We start from the raw sequence: 17,016 nt of genomic DNA, 5'->3' as shown, positions 1-17,016 counted from the left end.
GTGGCGGCGGGGACCCGGACCGCGGAGCCCGGCGCGTGGCCGGGCCCCGGGTGACCGGTCGAACGGTCACCGGCGGGAGTGCCGGTGACCGCCGACCGGATCGTCACACCCGGACCGTTTCTGCTTCTTCCTTCGATTCGCCGCCGGCGAGTTGGCGGGTGAGCTTTTCACCCTCGACGTCGACGTTGGGGAGGATCTTGTCCAGCCACTTCGGCAGCCACCACGCCTTGTCGCCGAGCAGTGCCATGACCGCGGGGATGATGACCATCCGCACGATGAAGGCGTCGAAGAACACGGCGACGGCGAGCGCGAAGCCCATCGACTTGATCAGCGAGTTCGGTTCGGCGATGAACGCCGCGAACACCGAGATCATGATGACCGCCGCCGCGCTGACCACGCGGGCGCCGTGACCGAAGCCGGCCACCACCGCGTCCTTTGCCGACGCACCGTGCACGAACTCCTCGCGCATACGGGTAACCAGGAACACCTGGTAGTCCATCGCCAGGCCGAACACGACACCGATGAGGAAGATCGGCATGAAGCTCACGATGGGTTGCGGGTTGGAGATGAGCCCGCCCCAGCCGTCCTGGAACACCGCCACGGTGGCACCGAACGTCGCGAGCACGCTCAGCAGGAAGCCGAGTGTCGCGGTGAGCGGCACCAGGATGGAGCGGAACACCAGCATGAGCAGGATGAACGCGAGTCCGACCACGACGGCGAGGTACGGCACGAGCGCGTTCTGAAGACTCTCGGACACGTCGCCTTCGAGCGCCGTCTGCCCGGTGATCCCGTACGAGACGCCGAACTCGTCCTGCAGCCGGGACTCGTCGCCACGGATGGACGAGACGAGGTCCATGGTTGCTTCGTCGCTCGGACCGCTGCGCGGGGTGACGAGGATCTGCGCGGTGTCACCCGCCTCGTTGACCGTCACGATCTGTGCGTTGACGACCTCGTCGTGTTCGGACAGCGATTCGACGACCGCACCGAATGCCGCGGTGGGCTCCACGTCGGCGTCGCGTGCATCCGCGACGACGAGGAGCGGGCCGTTGCGTCCCGGGCCGAAGCCTTCGTCGATCAGGTCGTAGGCCTGCCGTGCGCTCGTTTCGGGGTCTCCGGTCGCTTCGCTCGGCAACGCGAGTCGCAGGCCGGTCGCGGGAATGGCGAGCACACCGAGCAGGACCACACCCGCGACGAGCGGGATGAGCGGGCGACGCACGACAGCGCCGGCGTACTTCAGGGCGACACCGGGCTTCTCGTTCTCACCCACGGACTTCAGGCCGGGGATGCGGCCCGCGAATGCCTTCTCACCGAAGAGCGAGAGGACTGCCGGGAGCAGCGTGATGGCGATGAGCACCGCCATGAAGACGGTGAAGGCCGCCGCGTAACCCATCGCGGAGAGGAACGGGATACCCACGACTCGCAGGGCCGCGAGCGCGATGATGACCGTCAGACCCGCGAACACGACCGCCGAACCGGCGGTGCCCACGGCACGACCTGCCGCTTCGGCGCGATCGGACGTGACGGTGAGTTCGTGCCGGAAGCGCGAGACGATGAACAACGAGTAGTCGATCGCGACCGCGAGACCGATCATGATCGCGAGGGTCGGTGTCATCGAGCTGAGGTCCGTGAAGCCGGTCGCGATGGTGATGCCCAGGCTGCCGATGCCGATACCGACCAGTGCGGTGATCAGGGGCAGGCCCGCAGCGACGAGGGAGCCGAAGGTCAGGGCGAGCACGATCGCCGCGATGCCGATGCCGATGAGTTCCGCGGTACCGCCGGGGAGTTCGACGGCGCTGGCAGCGGTTCCGCTGACCTCCACGGTCAGGCCTGCGTCGCGGCCGATGTCGGCCGCTGCGGCGATCTGGTCACGCATGGTGTCGTCGACGTCGCTCATCTCACCGGTGAACGGCACGGTGACGAAGCCGACCGTGCGGTCGGAGCTCAGGGGCGACAGTGCTGCGGCGTTCGCAAGAGCGGCTTCCTCGGGAAGACCCTGTTGTGCACCGGCCGACTTCATCTGTTCGACGAGGCCCGCGTCGGCGAGCACCGGGTTGGCCAGCACACCGGCCTGCTCCTCGGGCGTTGCCGTCGCCGGATCCACCTTGGCCGGCGGTGCCACGCGGTCGATGCCGCGCACTGCGGCGAGCACGTCGTCGATGGCCTGCATGTTGGCGGGCTCGTCGAGGGTCTGGCCGTCCGGTGCGGCGAACACATATCGGGCGCTGAGCTGGTTCATCGGATCTTCGGCCGAGGGGAACCGTTCGGCCATCAGGTCCTGTGTCTTCTGCGCCTGCGTACCGGGCAGAGAGAAGGAGTCGGTGGTCGGACCCGACAGCGTCGCGGCACCGACACCGAACAGGACGAGGATCGCCAGCCAGAAGGAGAGAACCGTGCCTTTTCGCCGGTAGGCGAACTTGCCGATCCGATATAGGTAGGTCGCCACGAGGCACCCTTTCGTTCGGACATTTTCTTGCAGTGGAGGGAGGGCGTACTCGCGTTACGAGAAACCGAGGCGCAACCGGGCGAAGCCGTCGCGGATGAGGTCTTCGGGTGACCGGTCGGCTCCCGCGAGATGCATCTCGATCGCCGCCTTGATCGCGCCGAGAGCCACGTGGTGAATCAGGTTGGGTAACAGTTCCACGCTCGGATCGGTGCCCGTGCGTTCGGCGATGACGTCGATGAGCATCCGCGTCGACCGTCTCTCGACCTCGATGCCCCGGACGAGCAGTGCCGAGGACTCCTCCACGACCGATACACACGCACCGATCTCGTCGAAGGACCACTTCGGGTCGGTGACGAGCCCGACGGCGCATTCCTGGAGGGAGTCGAGGATGTGTTCGTCTGCCGGGCGCTGCCGCAACATCCCGATCCATTCCTCGATCAAGCGCTCGAGGTGTACGAAGACCGCTTCTTCTTTGCTTGCGAAATAGTTGTGGAACGTACGTGTCGAGACGCCTGCCCGCGCGGCGATCGCGTCGGCAGTGACGGCGTGCAAACCGTGCTCACGAGCGAGCTCTGCGGCCGCCTCTGCCAATGCCGCCCGCGTCGCCGCTTTCTTGCGGTCGCGCAGACCGGGTTGAAGACTCACTCCATCGACCGTACCGAAATTGCAGAACTCTGTAACTTTGCAGGAGTCTGCAAAGTTATGTGGTTCGCCACAACGGAACACCCACCGTAACGCAGATCACAGACGACGGCGCTCCCACGCGTCACGATCGCGCGTCAGCTCCGCGACGAAGTCGGGCAGATCGCCGGAGACCACATCTTCGAGCGACACCTCCTCGAGTACCGCCCGCAGGTTCACGCGCACCGCGATCCACACGTCGCGCAACTTGTCGGCGGCGCCGGTGTAGACGACATCCTCGGGTCGCTCTCCCCGAACGGACGCGAGCGGTCCCTCAACGGTGCGGATCACGTCGGCTATCGAGATCGCAGCGGCAGGGCGCGCGAGCCAATAGCCACCCTCCGGGCCGCGCCGGCTGCAGACGAGACCGCCCCGGCGCAGGTCGGCGAGCACGGCTTCGAGGAACTTGTGCGGGATCGCCTGCGCGGTAGCGAGGGACTCTGCCTTCGCCGGCCGACCGTCACCCCTTGCAGCGAGCTCGAGGAGCGTGCGCACGGCGTAGTCGACTCTCGCGGTGATGTGCACCCAACACCTCTCACTACGCTGCCGGCGGAACCCCCAATTCGTACCAGGAAACCCCGGAGACGGGCGTCCAGGCATCCAGCGTACTGGTGACTTACGCCACATACCGGGTAGATTGAATCGTTGTTCACACCTACCGAAAGTGGTGCCATGCGGGAGACCGTCTTCGACTCCTGGGGGTCCTTGCTCGAACCCCTGCACGATCCTGTGGCGCTCGCCATTCCCGCATTCGTACTGTTCCTCGTTCTCGAATGGGTTGCGGCACGCACGCTCGAATACGTCGAACCCGGGGTCGACGGCCGGACTTCACCGCCGCGCGGTGGCTACGAAGCGCGGGACGCACGGACCAGCATCTCGATGGGACTCGTCTCGATCGCCACGAGCGCCCTGTGGAAGGTGCTCGCGCTCGTCGGGTATTCCGCGATCTGGGTCTATCTCGCACCCTGGCATCTACCTGCCGACGCCTGGTACACGTGGGTGATCCTGCTGGTCGGCATCGACTTCCTGTTCTACTGGTACCACCGCACCGCGCACCGGGTCCGTCTCGTATGGGCGACCCATCAGGCACATCATTCGAGCGAATACTTCAACTTCGCGACGGCACTGCGCCAGAAGTGGAACAACAGCGGCGAGATCGTCATGTGGCTGCCGCTGCCACTGCTCGGAATCCCGCCGTGGATGGTGTTCGTCGGCTTCTCGGTGAATCTCGTGTACCAGTTCTTCGTCCACACCGAGCGGGTCGGCAAGTTGCCTCGGCCCATCGAGTTCGTGTTCAACACCCCGTCGCACCACCGCGTGCACCACGGCTGCGATCCCGAGTACCTCGACCGCAACTACGCGGGCATGTTCATCGTCTGGGACCGGATGTTCGGCACCTTCCGTCCCGAGACGCACCGGCCGATGTACGGACTCACGAAACCCGTGGGCACCTACAACATCTGGGAGCTGCAAACCCACGAATACAAGGCGATCGCGCGTGACTGGCGATCGGCCGCCACTCTGCGGGACAAGATCGGTTACGTGCTGGGCCCGCCCGGGTGGGTTCCGGAACCCACCGAGCGCAGCACCGAAGAGGTCAGTTCCGCGCGAGCGTGACCAGGAAGTCGACGCTCCCCGTGCCTTCGACGGTGACGAACCCGAGGCTCGGTGGTTCCACACCGTAGTCCGACCAGACCGTTGGGATGCTGCCCGACGCCACGATGACGTCACCCGTACGAAGCACCTGCATGTCGACCGTGACGGGACGTTGCTGGCCTCGCAGGGTCAGCGTGCCGGTCGCGGGCACCGTCGCCACCGTTCCGTCCGTCGGCAGCCCTGCGAGATCCACCGGTTCGGTGAGGACGAACGTCGCCGTCGGATAGGTCCCGACGCTCATCACCCGGTCACGGAACTGCCCGTCGCGCTGCGAGGTGTCGGTGGTGATCGAGCCCACCTGGACGGTCACCTCCGCTGCGGTGAGGGTGTCGTTCTCGATCGTCGCGCTGCCGGTCACCTGGTCGGTGCTGCCCACCACGGTGACATTCGCTCCGCGCAGGACCTCCGCGACCGTGTAACCCGCGGCGGTGCGGTTCGGGTCGGTCCCCGCCGTCACCGTCCAGGAACCGTTCAGATCACCGGAGGCGGCCTCGGCACCGGACGCCGATACCGACGCGGCCGGTGCATCGTCCTCGGCGATGAAGTTGCCGTAGATCCACGGCGCCACGAAGAATCCGAGGATCGCGATCACGACGATTGCCGCGAGGGACCATACGAGCTTGCGCATGCTCACGACAGTAATTGACGCTTCAACTCTGTGTGGGGTCGAACGCGAAGACGATCTACGACGGCGGACTGCTGTCGGCGTGTTTCGCAAGGACCGAGTGCCGCCGGCTGTACGCGAAGTAGATGACCACCCCGATGGCCATCCACACGACGAATCGCAACCAGGTCTCCACCGACAGGTTCACCATGAGCCAGAGGCACGCGATCACCGCGAGGATCGGCACGAAAGGCACCAGGGGCACCTTGAACCCACGCTCGAGATCCGGACGGGTCCGGCGCAGCACGAGCACTCCGATCGACACCAGAACGAATGCGAAGAGCGTGCCGATGTTGACCATTTCTTCGAGAGTGCCGAGCGGAACCAGGCCCGCGAGCACGGCCACCACCACTGTGACGACGACCGTCGTCCGCACCGGGGTGCCGCGCCTGCCCGTGTGAGCGAGTCGGCGGGGCATGAGGCCGTCGCGGGCCATCGCGAACAGCACCCGCGTCTGGCCCAGCATCAGCACCATCACGACCGTCGTGAGACCGGCGAGAGCGCCGATGGATATGAGGTTCTTGGCCCAGTCCATACCGTTGATCGCGAACGCGGTGGCCAGCGTCGATTCGTCGCCCTCGAGTTCCTTGTAGTTCACCATCCCGGTCAGGACGAAACTGACCGCGACATAGAGAACGGTGACGATCGCGAGCGAACCGAGAATGCCGATCGGTACCGCCTTCTGCGGGTTGCGCGTCTCCTCCGCGGTCGTCGCGACCACGTCGAATCCGATGAACGCGAAGAACACCAGGCTCGCCGCGGCGAGCAGGCCGTACCACCCGAACGTGCTCCCGCCCGCTCCCGTGACGAAGGAGAACAGGGACTGGTGCAACCCGTTGCCCGCGTCCGAGGCCTCGGCCGGCGGGATGTAGGGCGTGTAGTTGTCCGCCTTGATGTAGAACGCCCCGAGCGCAACGACGAACACAACCACCCCGACCTTGATCGAGGTGATCACCAGCGACACCCGTGAGGACAGTTTGGTCCCGGAGGCGATGAGAACACCGATCACCAGGACGATCAGGACCGCGCCCCAGTCCACCTTCACCGGTCCGACCATGACGCTCGAGGACAGCCCCCCGATCACCTCGCCGAGATACAGGGACCAGCCCTTGCCGACCACCGCCGACGCGAGCGCGAACTCCAGGATGAGGTCCCAGCCGATGATCCAGGCCACGAACTCACCGAACGTCGCGAACGAGTAGGTGTAGGCACTACCCGCGACGGGCACGGTGGAGGCGAACTCCGCGTAACACAACGCAGCGAGCGCGCACGCAATAGCGGCGAGGACGAACGCGAGCGAGACCGACGGTCCCGCGACGTTGCCGGCGGTGCGAGCGGTCAGCGTGAAGATACCGGCGCCGATGACGACGGCGACGCCGAAGACGATCAGGTCCCACGCGGTGAGGTCCTTGCGCAGCTTCGAATCCGGATCGTCGGTGTCGCGGATGGACTGCTCCACCGACTTGACGCGGAACAAACCAAGATCACGTTTGCTGTCGGCTCGAGTCATCGGAGTTCCTTTCGGTACCGAGCAGGAACCTACTCGTTGCGAGCACCGGGCACGCGGGATTCCGGAACGAACCCGTACCCCCACCCGACGACAGGCATAGATCGAACGGAGGCGGGTATCCGCCGCGCCTACTGCCCTGTACCGGCGTCGCCCGGTCCTGTGGGCGAACGTTTGTGCCGAGGGAGGTCCGTCTTATGCGCACACTGCGTGTCGCGTCGGTGCCGGCATCTCACGTCTACGTCAGACATCTGTCGTCGCCGGATGGCGACGACAACGTGATCAGGCTTCCCGATCCGGTACCCGCCGACGGGCGGAAGGTGCCCGGCGGATGGTGGCCACCGATGATGCTCGAACCCGGCTGGATCGACGACCACCACGACGAATTCGACGTGTTCCACATACATTTCGGGTTCGACGCGGTGGAGCCCGAGGTACTCGAGGACGTCGTCGCCGCACTCGACCATCACCGGATCCCGCTCGTCTACACGGTCCACGACCTCAGGAATCCCCACCATCCGGAACCCGGTGCTCACCTGAAGAACCTGGACGTGCTGATCCCCGCGGCCGACGAACTGATCACCCTCACTCCCGGTGCTGCCGCGAAGATCCGGGAGGGCTGGGGGCGAACCTCGACGGTCCTGCCACACCCGCATGTGCTCGAGCGCGACTGGTTCGAGGTGCCTCACCGCCCGCCGGACCCCTTCGTCGTCGGTGTCCACGCGAAAAGCCTGCGGGCGAACATGGACGTGCTGCCGGTCGCCACCGCGCTGGCGCGGATCGTCGCCGACCTGCCGGACGCCCGGCTACAGATCGACGTCCACGACGAAATCTTCTTCCCGTCCAACCATTGGTACGCCCCGGACGCCAAAACAGCACTGCTCGCGCTCGGAGAGAGTCCCGCGGTGGAAGTCCGGGTGCACCCGTATTTCGACGACGACGAACTGTGGCGATACCTGTCGGAATTGTCGGTGTCGGTGCTGCCCTATCGATTCGGGACACACTCGGGATGGTTGGAGGCCTGCCACGACCTCGGGACGGCCGTAGTCGCTCCGAGCTGCGGTTTCTATCACCAACAGCAGTCCTGTGAGGTGTTCACGCTCGACGAGCAGCAGTTCGACCCGGCGTCACTCGACCGCTGCATCCGGACGCTGTACGAGAGCAGGCACGATGTTCCGCGGGCAGAGTGGGCGCACAGGCAAGACCAGCGGCGGCGTCTGGCTGCCGCCCACCGCGCAATCTACGAACGAGCGCTGTCATGACCGGGCGACCGCTGCGGATCGCTCTGCTGGCATCGAACCGGTACCCCATCCGCCAGCCGTTCGCGGGCGGCCTCGAAGCCCACGTCTGGCATCTGGCGCGTGCTCTCGGAAACGCCGGACACCATGTGACCCTGTTCGCCGCACCCGGTTCCGACGAGACCCTCGGCGCCGCCCACCTGAAAGTTCACACCCTGTCCGTGAGCGCGACCGCACGGCGCGACCCGTCGACGGCAGCGGAGGACTTCCTCGGCGATCACCACGCCTACCTGTCACTGATGCTCGACCTGGCAGGACCGCTCGCGGATACCTTCGACGTCGTCCACAACCACAGCCTGCATTACCTGCCGGTCGCGATGGCACGGGCACTGAGCGTTCCGATGGTCTGCACCCTGCACACTCCCCCGACTCCGTGGCTCGAGTCGGCCCTCACCGCCACCGGGCACGTTCCGGCGACGTTCGTCTCGGTCAGCAGGCACACGGCGCAGGCGTGGCGGCACGCGCTCGACGCACCCGCGACCGTCATCCCCAACGGGGTGGATCTCTCGGGCTGGCCGGTCGGTCCGGGCGGGACGGACCTGATGTGGTTCGGCCGGATCGTGCCGGAAAAAGGCGCCCACCTGGCCATCGAGGTTGCACGTCGAAGCGGTCGCCGACTCCTTCTCGCCGGACCCGTATCCGACCGGCACTATTTCGATCACCTGATCGCGCCGCATCTCGGTTCCGAGGTCGTCTATCTCGGGCACCTGCCGAGGGAGGAACTGGCCGACCGGGTCGGCCACAGTGCCGCGGTCCTGATCACTCCGTGCTGGGACGAACCGTACGGCCTGGTGGTCGCCGAAGCACTCGCCTGCGGTACACCCGTGGTCGCCTTCGCACGTGGAGGCATCCCCGAAATCGTCGATTCCGGGTCGGGTGTGCTGGTCCCGGCCGACGACGTCGAAGCCATGGCGGTAGCCGTCCCCGAGGCCGTCGCGCGGTCGCGCGGTCACGCCCGCCGGCGTGCTCTCGAGCACTGCTCCGAACGCGCGATGGTCGAGTCGTACGTCGCGCTGTACCGGCGACTCGTCACCCCGAGCGCCGAACCCGTCTCCGCGGGTCGGTCGCGATGATCGGCTACTACATCCATCATCACGGCCACGGGCACCTCGCCCGGGCCACGAGTATCTGCGCGCACCTTCGCAACCCGGTGACCGCGCTGTCCTCCACGGCCCTTCCGGAACGCGACGCCGTGGTGTTCGACGAGGTCGTCCGGTTGTCGCGCGACGACGACGCCGTCGACGCAGCCGTCGATCCGACCGCTCACGGACTGCTCCACTGGGTCCCCCGCCACGACGAGGGGCTGCGAAAACGCATGGCAACGCTCGCCGAATGGATTGCGCGCACCCAGCCGCGGGTGCTGGTGGTCGACGTGTCGGTCGAGGTGACGTTGCTGGCGCGCCTGTTCGGGATCCCCGTCGTGGTCATGGCCATGCCGGGTACTCGCACCGACACCCCGCACACTCTCGGTTACCGGGCGGCAGATCACCTCATCGCCGCATGGGCGCGGGAGATCTACGACCCCGAGTGGCTGCGCCCGTACGCAGTCAAGACCTCATATGTGGGCGGGATCAGCCGATTCGACGGTCGCCACCTTCCTTCGGATGTGGACGACTTCGACGACCGCTCCACCGTGCTGGTGATGGGAGGAAGCGGTGGCTCCGCCTTGTCCTTGGGCGACTTCCGGTCCTGGAGGCGTCGGCACACCCGGTTCCGGTGGGAAGGTATGGGAGTTCCGGGCGGCACCTGGGTCGACGACCCCTGGCCCTCCCTGTGCCGGGCCGACGTGGTGATCGGCCACGCCGGGCAGAACACCGTCGCCGATATCGCAGCCGCGCGGCGCCCGGCGGTCCTCGTCGCCGAGCGGCGTCCCTACGACGAACAGCACGCCACCACGACCGCCCTGCACCGCGCCGGATTGTCGGTGGGGTTGCCGGAGTGGCCGGACCTCGAACGGTGGCCGGAGTTGATCGAGCGGGCCCGCAGGACCGACCCCGCTCAGTGGGCACGATGGCGGACCTCGGGAGCGGCGGCGCGCGCCGCTGCGATCGTCGACCGGATCGCCGAAGAAGGAGCACCCGCGTGAGAGTCGGCGTGGTGACCATCGCGGCGCACCGAACCGATCACCTGCGCATGCAGATGACGGCACTCGCACGCGGTTCCCGCCTGCCCGACCGTCACGTCGTCGTGTCCATGGGTGACCCGGAGGTCGTGTCGCTGGCCCTCGGCGCCGGGGCGGACACCCGGTGGATCGAACCCGCGGGAAAGTCGCTGCCCCTCGCCGAAGCGCGCAACCTCGGTGCCGGGCGAGCGATCGAACTGGGCGCGGACCTGCTGATCTTCCTCGACGTCGATTGCATCCCGGCACCGAGCCTGGTGGGTCGCTACGAGGAGGTCGCCGGAGATCCGCACCATCGGGAGGCATTGCTGTGCGGGCCCGTGACCTACCTGCCACCGCCCCCGGACGGCGGGTACGACGTCACCGCGCTGGAGCGCATGATCGACCCCCACCCCGCCCGGCCGCACCCCGGACCCGAAGAGGTTCTCATCGGCGACGACCACACCCTCTTCTGGTCGCTCTCGTTCGCGGTCACCGCACCGACCTGGCACTCGGTGGGCGGATTCTGTACCGACTACGCGGGATACGGCGGCGAGGACACCGACTTCGCGCAACTAGCGGCGAAACAGGGCGTCGGACTTCGCTGGGTGGGCGGGGCACACGCGTTCCATCAGCATCACCCGGTGTCGGATCCTCCGGTCGAGCGACTGCACGACATCCTGACCAACGCGGCCGTCTTCTACGAGCGATGGGGATGGTGGCCGATGCGTGGCTGGCTCGACGCCTTCGCCGAGCGCGGGTTGATCCGATTCGACGACGACGCGACGCGTTGGGTCCCGACGCGCAAGTAGATCAACAGCACTGTCCCCGTGTGTTGCCCGTTTTGCCCATTATCGAGCTGGCATCACCGAGGTTCCTCCTTTCGGGTGTGGTACCGGCGCCGCACGTGGGATTCAGGAGTGGCGGCTCCCCCACGGCGGCGTCGGCTTTCGTTCGGCAGACCGCAACAAAAAAAGTCCCCCACCTGCGTGAGCAGGTGGGGGACTTTCTTGGCGGTGGCGGAGGGATTTGAACCCTCGGACGGGGGTTACCCGTCACACGCTTTCGAGGCGTGCTCCTTAGGCCGCTCGGACACGCCACCGCTAAAAGACTCTACCGGATCGTGCGCCTGCGCTGAAATCGGCACGTCAGAGGCCCTGATCGGGATCCCGTTGGGCTCGGAAGAACTCCTCGAGAACCCCCGCGCATTCGTCCTCGAGCACACCGCCGCGCACCTGCGGACGATGGGTGAGCCGACGATCCCGCACGACATCCCACAACGATCCGGCGGCGCCGGTCTTCGGCTCCCACGCGCCGAAGACGATCCGCTCGACGCGCGCCAGGACAGCTGCACCGGCGCACATCGTGCACGGCTCGAGGGTGACCGCGAGCGTTGTCCCCTCCAGCCGCCAACCGTCTCCGTGCACCCGCGCGGCCGCCCGCAGCGCCAGCAATTCCGCGTGTGCGGTGGGATCGCCGGTCGCCTCACGCGAATTCGCGGCCCGGGCCAACTCCGTGCCGTCGGCCGCAAACACCACAGCGCCCACCGGAACATCCCCGGCAGGCGCCGCAGTCGCAGCCTCCAGCGCGACCCGGATCAGTTCCTCGTCGTCGCGCAGTCCCATCTAGCGCAGTTTGTCCAGAGCGGCGGCCCACACGTCCTCGAACCCGAGACGCTGCGCGATCTCTTCGAGTTGCTCGTCGGGATAGAGGTCCGTCTCGGACAGGATCACCGACAGCACGGGTTCCGGGAGACCCATGTCCTTGAGAATCCCCAGGTCGCCTTCTTCCCAGGGCTCCACATCGTCCAGTTCGTCCGGGTCGATATCGGGGATGTCGACGTTCAGGGCATCGAGAACGTCGGCCGCCATGTCGTAGTCGATCGCCATCGTCGCGTCGGACACCAGCAGCCGGGTGCCCGACGGGGCAGGGCGGATGATGACGAAGAATTCGTCATCGACGTTGAGCAGACCGAATACGGCACCGGAGCTGCGGAGCTCCCGCAACTCCGTCACGGCCGTGTCCAGGCTTGTCAGTGCCGCATCTGTGAGGGCCCGGCACTTCCAGAGCCCGTCTTCACGCGTCACGGCGACGGCGAAACCGTCGAGGTCCTCGATCGAACTCACCGAAGGGCTCTTGTTCCCTACGCGTTGTGCAGCCATGCGCGCAACGGTAGTCTGCCTCGTCCCGCGAATGAAGCCCGCGCCCGAATATGCCAACCTGAAGCGGTGCCTACCGCAACGTTCGCCCCGCCCGTCTGTGTCCTCGGCCTCGGTCTGATCGGAGGGTCGCTCCTCCGCGCAGCCGCCGCGACAGGGCGTCAGGCCTGGGGATACAACCGTTCTCCACACGCAGTGGACGCCGCCCGGGACCTCGGGTTCGACGCCACCACGGACTTGGCAGCAACGCTGGAACGGGCAGCCGACGCGGGCGCCATCGTGGTGATCGCGGTACCGATGCCGGCGGTCGAAAGCATCCTCGAGGCAGTCGCCGAACACGCCCCCGATGTGGCGTTGACCGACGTCGTGAGCGTCAAGTCGGAGGTGGCAGCCGCCGTCGCCGCACACGGCCTGTCCAGACGCTTCGTCGGTGGTCACCCGATGGCCGGCACCGCAGAGTCGGGATGGGACGCGAGCACCGCAGACCTGTTCCGCGACGCCGTCTGGGTGGTGACGGTCGACGAGGGCACCGACGCAGAGGTGTGGCAGGAGGTCGCCGATCTCGCACTCGACTGCGGTTCCGTCGTCGTGCCCGCCGAGTCCGGTGAACACGACGCGGCGGTCGCACGGATCTCGCACCTGCCGCACGTCTTGGCCGAAGCCCTCGCACTCGCGGGCGCCGCCGGTGGTGACCTCGCACTGGGCTTGGCAGCAGGTTCGTTCCGCGACGGCACGCGCGTCGCAGCGACCGCCCCGGCCCTCGTCGACGCGATGTGCGAAGCCAACGCCACCGCGTTGCTCGGCGCGCTCGACGAAACCCTGGCCGTCCTGACCGCGGCGCGGGAACAACTCGCCGACGGCACCACCGCCGACCTCACGCGCGCCGGGTTCGAGGCTCGCAGCCGGTACGACCAGAGGACGCGCGTCCCCATCAGCGGCGTCGTTCCCGGGGAGGGCGACTGGCTCACCGCGCTTCGCGAGGCCGGACGCCGGGGCGAGGTGTGGACCCGATGACCCTGCGCGACATCGCCTCGGCGATCACGACCGGCACACTGACGCCGACGGACCATGTCCGGCAGGTGCTGGCGGATCTCGACTCACTCGACGGCACACCGTGGCAGAACATCGTCGCGGCTCGTGACGACGCATCCGCGCTCGAGTCTGCGGCACGCGCCGACGCGGAGATCGCGGCCGGCAACTGGATCGGACCGCTCCACGGTGTCGCCGTCGCGGTCAAGGACAACATCGACGTCGCCGGCATGCCGACCCGCTGCGGCAGCGCCGTGCTCGACGATGCGCCGCCCGCTACCGCCGATGCCCGCATCGTGCGAAAGCTGCGCGAGGCGGGTGCGATCGTCGTCGCGAAAACCCACCTCCACGAATTCGCCTACGGGCCGACCGGCCTCGTCAACGCGTCCGGTCCCGCTGCGCATCCCCACAACCCGGGTCTCATCAGTGGTGGCTCGTCGTCGGGGTCGGCGGTACTCGTCGCCCGTGGGATCGTCCCGGTCGCGCTCGGCACCGATACCGGATGCAGCGTGCGCACCCCGGCCGCACTGTGCGGCATCGTCGGTTTCAAGCCGGGCCACGGCGCCCTTCCCACCGACGGGGCGTTCCCGCTCTCCACGACGTTCGACCATGTGGGCCTGCTGGCTGCGGACACTCTCGATGTCGCACTCGCGTGGGGTGCGATTCCGGGTATCGCACATCTGCGGACCCCGGTGTCCGGCCTCCGCGTCGGCAGGCTGCGGGCCGGCATCTGGGACATCTCGGATCCGGAGTTCGAGGCAGCCGTCGACACGGCATCCCGAACGCTGGTCGATCTGGGCGCTGAGGTGGTCGACGTGACTCTGCCGGAAACGAACGCCCTGCTCGACGTGTATCCCGTCGTCACCGGTTCGGAGGCGTACGAGACGCACCGCGACCGCTTCGAATCGGAAGCGGGGCGCTACCAGCCCGCCACAGCCGCACTGCTGGCTGCGCAGCGCGACCGCCCCGCGTACGAGTACGTGCGTGCGGTACGGACCGCGTCACGCCTGCGGCACGACGTCGTGGATCGTCTGCGGAAATCGGAAGGTCTCGACGCGCTGATCTCGGTGACGACCGGTATCCGATCGGCTCCGCAGGACAGCGACCCGGCGGCACTGCGAGGACCGCTGCTGCAGAACTGCATCCCGTTCAGTGTCCTGGGCGTACCCGCGTTGTCGGTGCCGGCACCCGGCGGTGGTTCGCTACCGATCGGGCTGCAGATCGTCGGCCTGACCGGAGGCACCGGTGGGCACGGGAGTCATCCCGCCGAATCGACAGCACTTGCCGTCGCTCTCGCGGTCGAGACCGCCGACGACTAGCCGCACTCCGATGTGCTCCGGCGAGGCCTCCTCGCCGGACTCCTAGATCCGTTCGGCGAGCCCGCGGTACTCCATGACGAACCCGTCCGCGTCGACCGTCACCGACGACGTCGATACAGGCGACAGCACATGGATGCCGTCGGACGCGCTGCTGTACATCACGGCCGCCTCCTGAACGCCGAGGTCGACGAGGTTCACGTAGACCACGGGCACCTCGAGGTCGGCCGAGCCGGACTGCAGCCCGTACCGCCGGATCGGCAGTGCATTGAAGAACGGGCTGAGGATGACGTCGACGTCCAACGCCCCACCGAAGGTGGAACGTTGATGTTGGGTGCCGTTGTCCACCATCCAGATGCCCTCTTCGGACCTGCTGATCGACATATGACGCTCACCGGCCGCAACGGTGGTCCGAACCGACAACCGGCGTGTGACGCCGTTCTCGTCGGTCACCAAGTCGTAGGACGCGCTGAACGCCGGATGGTCGGCGCAGGCGCCACCCACGATGCGGCCGGACGCTTTGATCCGGCGGCCGTTGAGCTGCACGCGCACCGATTCCATTCGGGGCGCGTCCAGCGCTCGCCAGGTGAGAAGCGCCGGCCATGCCGACGCCGGACTCGCCGCAGAACCCGCGGCATCAGAGGCAGGGGTGCTCACGAGCTATACGTTAAGCGACGGCGCTCGGCGGGGAGGCAGCGGTGCCGTTATTGGGCGGCGGCACACAGTGGCGAGGAGTGGACAGCAGGCACGACGTGAACCGAGGCGGACTGTGCGCGGAGAGGCACTCGAGCCCTGGTATTGGCCTAGAGTCGCAGCATGCGCACCGTGTGGACAGTTCCTCTGAACATTGCCCAAACTCTGCTGGAATCTCCGGAGATCCAGATGTTCCTGACCAGCAATGAGCTGCCCGACACCGCAGACGACCCGCGTCAGAGGCTCGAGGAGTTCACTCTTGCTCTGGGTGCACTCAGCAAGCACGCCGGGCGCACGTTCGGGACCGTCGACGCCGCCAACCGGGAACTGTTCGGTGGCTCCGCCGGCAGGGTGCCGGTCTCGCTCCGGCTGACTGTGCTGCGCGCGATCGTCACCGAGGTCGACGACCGCACCCCCACCCCGCAGCCGATGCCACAGCCCGTGATCGACCAACTCGGCGCGTACGTCTATGCCCTCGTCGATCCTCGCGATCGCAGCATCGTCTACGTCGGCAGCGGTCGCGGCAATCGGATCTTCACGCTGGTGTGGTCGGCGCTGGGAGAAACCCACAAACTCACCGAAGCCGGGGAGAAAACGCCACCCGCGACTCCCGAAACCGAGGCTGCGCTCCGCCGCATCAAGGCGATCTTCGATTCGGGGTATTCCGTCGAACACTTCGTCGTGGCCGACCGTCTCGACCCGAAGTCGGATGCCGATCACACCGCGGGTGTGACCGCGCAGGCCGTGATCGCTGCCCTCGGACTGATCGAGCCGCATCGAGGTGAGTGCATTCTCACCAACCTCGCAGGAACGACCGACGTTTCCGAAGCAGACCGCACTGCCATCCCGATCGCCGAACTCGTTCGCCAGTACTCGGCGACACCAGCCCCCGAACTGCCGACGCCGTGCGTGGTTCTCCGCATCAACGAGGCGAAGAACGCGGATTCCGCACAGGTTCGTGCGCTGGCGTCACAGCCGTGGCCGGCGGGCACCGCGGCGCGGGGGATCGACGGACTGCCGATCATCGTGGTGGCCGACAACATCGTTCGCGCGGTCTATCGTGCGACTCGCTGGGAAGCGGCGGCGCGCAGCGACGAGAACGGCGGCACGATTCTCTACCGATTCATCGGCGACGCCGATCCGGATCTCGAACCCAAGTTCGTCGACACACGCCTCAGCCCCGACCGCCTGGGACTCAAGCGGTGGCCGTCACATGGTTGGGCACCGCGCTTGACGCGTGCGCTGCCCCGGCCGGCCGCGCGACCCATGCCCAAGGCACGCAAGGCGTAGAGCAAAGCCCGAAACGCACTCGAGGGGGCCACGCAATGTGGCCCCCTCGATGTGCGTCGGCATTCTGCCCGACTGCACAAATACCGAAGGCCCCCAACAAAGTTGGGGGCCTCCAGCAAACGGGTGTTCGGCGGTGTCCTACTCTCCCACACCCTGACGAGTGCAGTACCATCGGCGCAATG

General features: G+C 67.1%; 16 protein-coding genes and 1 tRNA gene. 8 read left to right on the top strand and 9 right to left on the bottom strand.

What is annotated here, in order from left to right:
- Positions 1-103: 103 nt before the first annotated feature.
- The 3 genes from AC0B44_RS13670 to AC0B44_RS13660 form a co-directional block, all read right to left on the bottom strand.
- Complete coding sequence (locus AC0B44_RS13670) at positions 104-2,443, bottom strand: MMPL family transporter (protein ID WP_471903399.1); 2,340 nt, start codon at positions 2,441-2,443, stop codon at positions 104-106.
- A gap of 54 nt (positions 2,444-2,497) precedes the next feature.
- Positions 2,498-3,088 (bottom strand): TetR/AcrR family transcriptional regulator, encoded by a 591-nt coding sequence (locus AC0B44_RS13665; RefSeq protein WP_471903398.1) that lies wholly within the window; start codon positions 3,086-3,088, stop codon positions 2,498-2,500.
- Between the two features lie 96 nt (positions 3,089-3,184).
- The gene (locus AC0B44_RS13660) at positions 3,185-3,649 is read right to left on the bottom strand and encodes an RrF2 family transcriptional regulator (protein ID WP_471903397.1); all 465 of its coding nucleotides are present in this window, start codon (positions 3,647-3,649) and stop codon (positions 3,185-3,187) included.
- A 147-nt stretch (positions 3,650-3,796) separates the two neighbouring features.
- Here AC0B44_RS13660 and AC0B44_RS13655 point away from each other — a divergent pair, with 147 nt between their 5' ends.
- Entirely contained in the window at positions 3,797-4,741 is a 945-nt protein-coding gene (locus tag AC0B44_RS13655) for a sterol desaturase family protein (protein WP_471903396.1), read from the top strand.
- Here AC0B44_RS13655 and AC0B44_RS13650 read toward each other — a convergent pair.
- Both AC0B44_RS13650 and AC0B44_RS13645 read right to left on the bottom strand, forming a co-directional pair.
- On the bottom strand, positions 4,722-5,408 hold the full coding sequence (locus tag AC0B44_RS13650; RefSeq protein ID WP_471903395.1) for a YceI family protein: 687 nt from the start codon (positions 5,406-5,408) through the stop codon (positions 4,722-4,724). The genes AC0B44_RS13655 and AC0B44_RS13650 overlap by 20 nt on opposite strands.
- 55 nt (positions 5,409-5,463) lie before the next feature.
- Entirely contained in the window at positions 5,464-6,954 is a 1,491-nt protein-coding gene (locus tag AC0B44_RS13645; RefSeq protein ID WP_471903394.1) for an amino acid permease, read from the bottom strand.
- A gap of 194 nt (positions 6,955-7,148) precedes the next feature.
- Between AC0B44_RS13645 and AC0B44_RS13640 the strand changes: the two genes are divergently transcribed.
- The 4 genes from AC0B44_RS13640 to AC0B44_RS13625 are packed head-to-tail and all read left to right on the top strand — an operon-like array spanning position 7,149 to position 11,159.
- The gene (locus tag AC0B44_RS13640; RefSeq protein WP_471903393.1) at positions 7,149-8,213 is read left to right on the top strand and encodes a glycosyltransferase family protein; all 1,065 of its coding nucleotides are present in this window, start codon (positions 7,149-7,151) and stop codon (positions 8,211-8,213) included.
- The gene (locus tag AC0B44_RS13635) at positions 8,210-9,322 is read left to right on the top strand and encodes a glycosyltransferase family 4 protein (RefSeq protein ID WP_471903392.1); all 1,113 of its coding nucleotides are present in this window, start codon (positions 8,210-8,212) and stop codon (positions 9,320-9,322) included. The genes AC0B44_RS13640 and AC0B44_RS13635 overlap by 4 nt, the downstream gene beginning before the upstream one ends.
- Positions 9,319-10,335: a glycosyltransferase gene (locus AC0B44_RS13630; protein ID WP_471903391.1), complete on the top strand. Its 1,017-nt coding sequence runs from the start codon at positions 9,319-9,321 to the stop codon at positions 10,333-10,335. Before AC0B44_RS13635 ends, AC0B44_RS13630 begins: the two co-directional genes overlap by 4 nt.
- Complete coding sequence (locus tag AC0B44_RS13625; RefSeq protein WP_471903390.1) at positions 10,332-11,159, top strand: glycosyltransferase family 2 protein; 828 nt, start codon at positions 10,332-10,334, stop codon at positions 11,157-11,159. The genes AC0B44_RS13630 and AC0B44_RS13625 overlap by 4 nt, the downstream gene beginning before the upstream one ends.
- 199 nt (positions 11,160-11,358) lie before the next feature.
- On the opposite strand, the gene AC0B44_RS13620 is transcribed toward AC0B44_RS13625, so the two are convergent.
- The 3 genes from AC0B44_RS13620 to AC0B44_RS13610 all read right to left on the bottom strand — a co-directional run bounded on the left by AC0B44_RS13620 (position 11,359) and on the right by AC0B44_RS13610 (position 12,509).
- A tRNA-Ser gene (locus tag AC0B44_RS13620) sits at positions 11,359-11,449 on the bottom strand.
- 46 nt (positions 11,450-11,495) lie between these two features.
- A complete protein-coding gene (locus AC0B44_RS13615; RefSeq protein WP_471903389.1) occupies positions 11,496-11,972 on the bottom strand; it encodes a nucleoside deaminase in 477 nt (158 codons plus the stop codon).
- Positions 11,973-12,509, bottom strand: a complete 537-nt coding sequence (locus tag AC0B44_RS13610) for a tRNA adenosine deaminase-associated protein (protein ID WP_471903388.1) — start codon at positions 12,507-12,509, stop codon at positions 11,973-11,975.
- Between the two features lie 48 nt (positions 12,510-12,557).
- Here AC0B44_RS13610 and AC0B44_RS13605 point away from each other — a divergent pair, with 48 nt between their 5' ends.
- Together AC0B44_RS13605 and AC0B44_RS13600 are read left to right on the top strand one after the other, a co-directional pair.
- Entirely contained in the window at positions 12,558-13,520 is a 963-nt protein-coding gene (locus AC0B44_RS13605; protein WP_471903504.1) for a prephenate dehydrogenase, read from the top strand.
- Entirely contained in the window at positions 13,508-14,854 is a 1,347-nt protein-coding gene (locus AC0B44_RS13600) for an amidase (protein ID WP_471903387.1), read from the top strand. The genes AC0B44_RS13605 and AC0B44_RS13600 overlap by 13 nt, the downstream gene beginning before the upstream one ends.
- A gap of 42 nt (positions 14,855-14,896) precedes the next feature.
- On the opposite strand, the gene AC0B44_RS13595 is transcribed toward AC0B44_RS13600, so the two are convergent.
- Positions 14,897-15,508, bottom strand: coding sequence for a putative glycolipid-binding domain-containing protein (locus tag AC0B44_RS13595; protein WP_471903386.1), 612 nt, complete (start codon positions 15,506-15,508; stop codon positions 14,897-14,899).
- A gap of 159 nt (positions 15,509-15,667) precedes the next feature.
- Between AC0B44_RS13595 and AC0B44_RS13590 the strand changes: the two genes are divergently transcribed.
- Positions 15,668-16,834 (top strand): GIY-YIG nuclease family protein, encoded by a 1,167-nt coding sequence (locus AC0B44_RS13590; RefSeq protein ID WP_471903385.1) that lies wholly within the window; start codon positions 15,668-15,670, stop codon positions 16,832-16,834.
- Positions 16,835-17,016 lie beyond the last annotated feature (182 nt).

Source organism: Rhodococcus sp. NPDC019050 (genome assembly GCF_055664235.1).
The sequence above is the reverse complement of the archived record's forward strand: the minus strand, read 5'-3'. Positions and strand labels throughout refer to the sequence as shown.

Bases quoted from the DNA above. Each gene is read 5' to 3' on its own strand.
- AC0B44_RS13655 (WP_471903396.1), top strand. From the start codon at position 3,797: ATGCGGGAGACCGTCTTCGACTCCTGGGGGTCCTTGCTCGAACCCCTG.
- AC0B44_RS13650 (WP_471903395.1), bottom strand. From the start codon at position 5,408: ATGCGCAAGCTCGTATGGTCCCTCGCGGCAATCGTCGTGATCGCGATC.
- AC0B44_RS13645 (WP_471903394.1), bottom strand. From the start codon at position 6,954: ATGACTCGAGCCGACAGCAAACGTGATCTTGGTTTGTTCCGCGTCAAG.
- AC0B44_RS13640 (WP_471903393.1), top strand. From the start codon at position 7,149: ATGCGCACACTGCGTGTCGCGTCGGTGCCGGCATCTCACGTCTACGTC.
- AC0B44_RS13635 (WP_471903392.1), top strand. From the start codon at position 8,210: ATGACCGGGCGACCGCTGCGGATCGCTCTGCTGGCATCGAACCGGTAC.
- AC0B44_RS13630 (WP_471903391.1), top strand. From the start codon at position 9,319: ATGATCGGCTACTACATCCATCATCACGGCCACGGGCACCTCGCCCGG.
- AC0B44_RS13615 (WP_471903389.1), bottom strand. From the start codon at position 11,972: ATGGGACTGCGCGACGACGAGGAACTGATCCGGGTCGCGCTGGAGGCT.
- AC0B44_RS13610 (WP_471903388.1), bottom strand. From the start codon at position 12,509: ATGGCTGCACAACGCGTAGGGAACAAGAGCCCTTCGGTGAGTTCGATC.
- AC0B44_RS13590 (WP_471903385.1), top strand. From the start codon at position 15,668: ATGCGCACCGTGTGGACAGTTCCTCTGAACATTGCCCAAACTCTGCTG.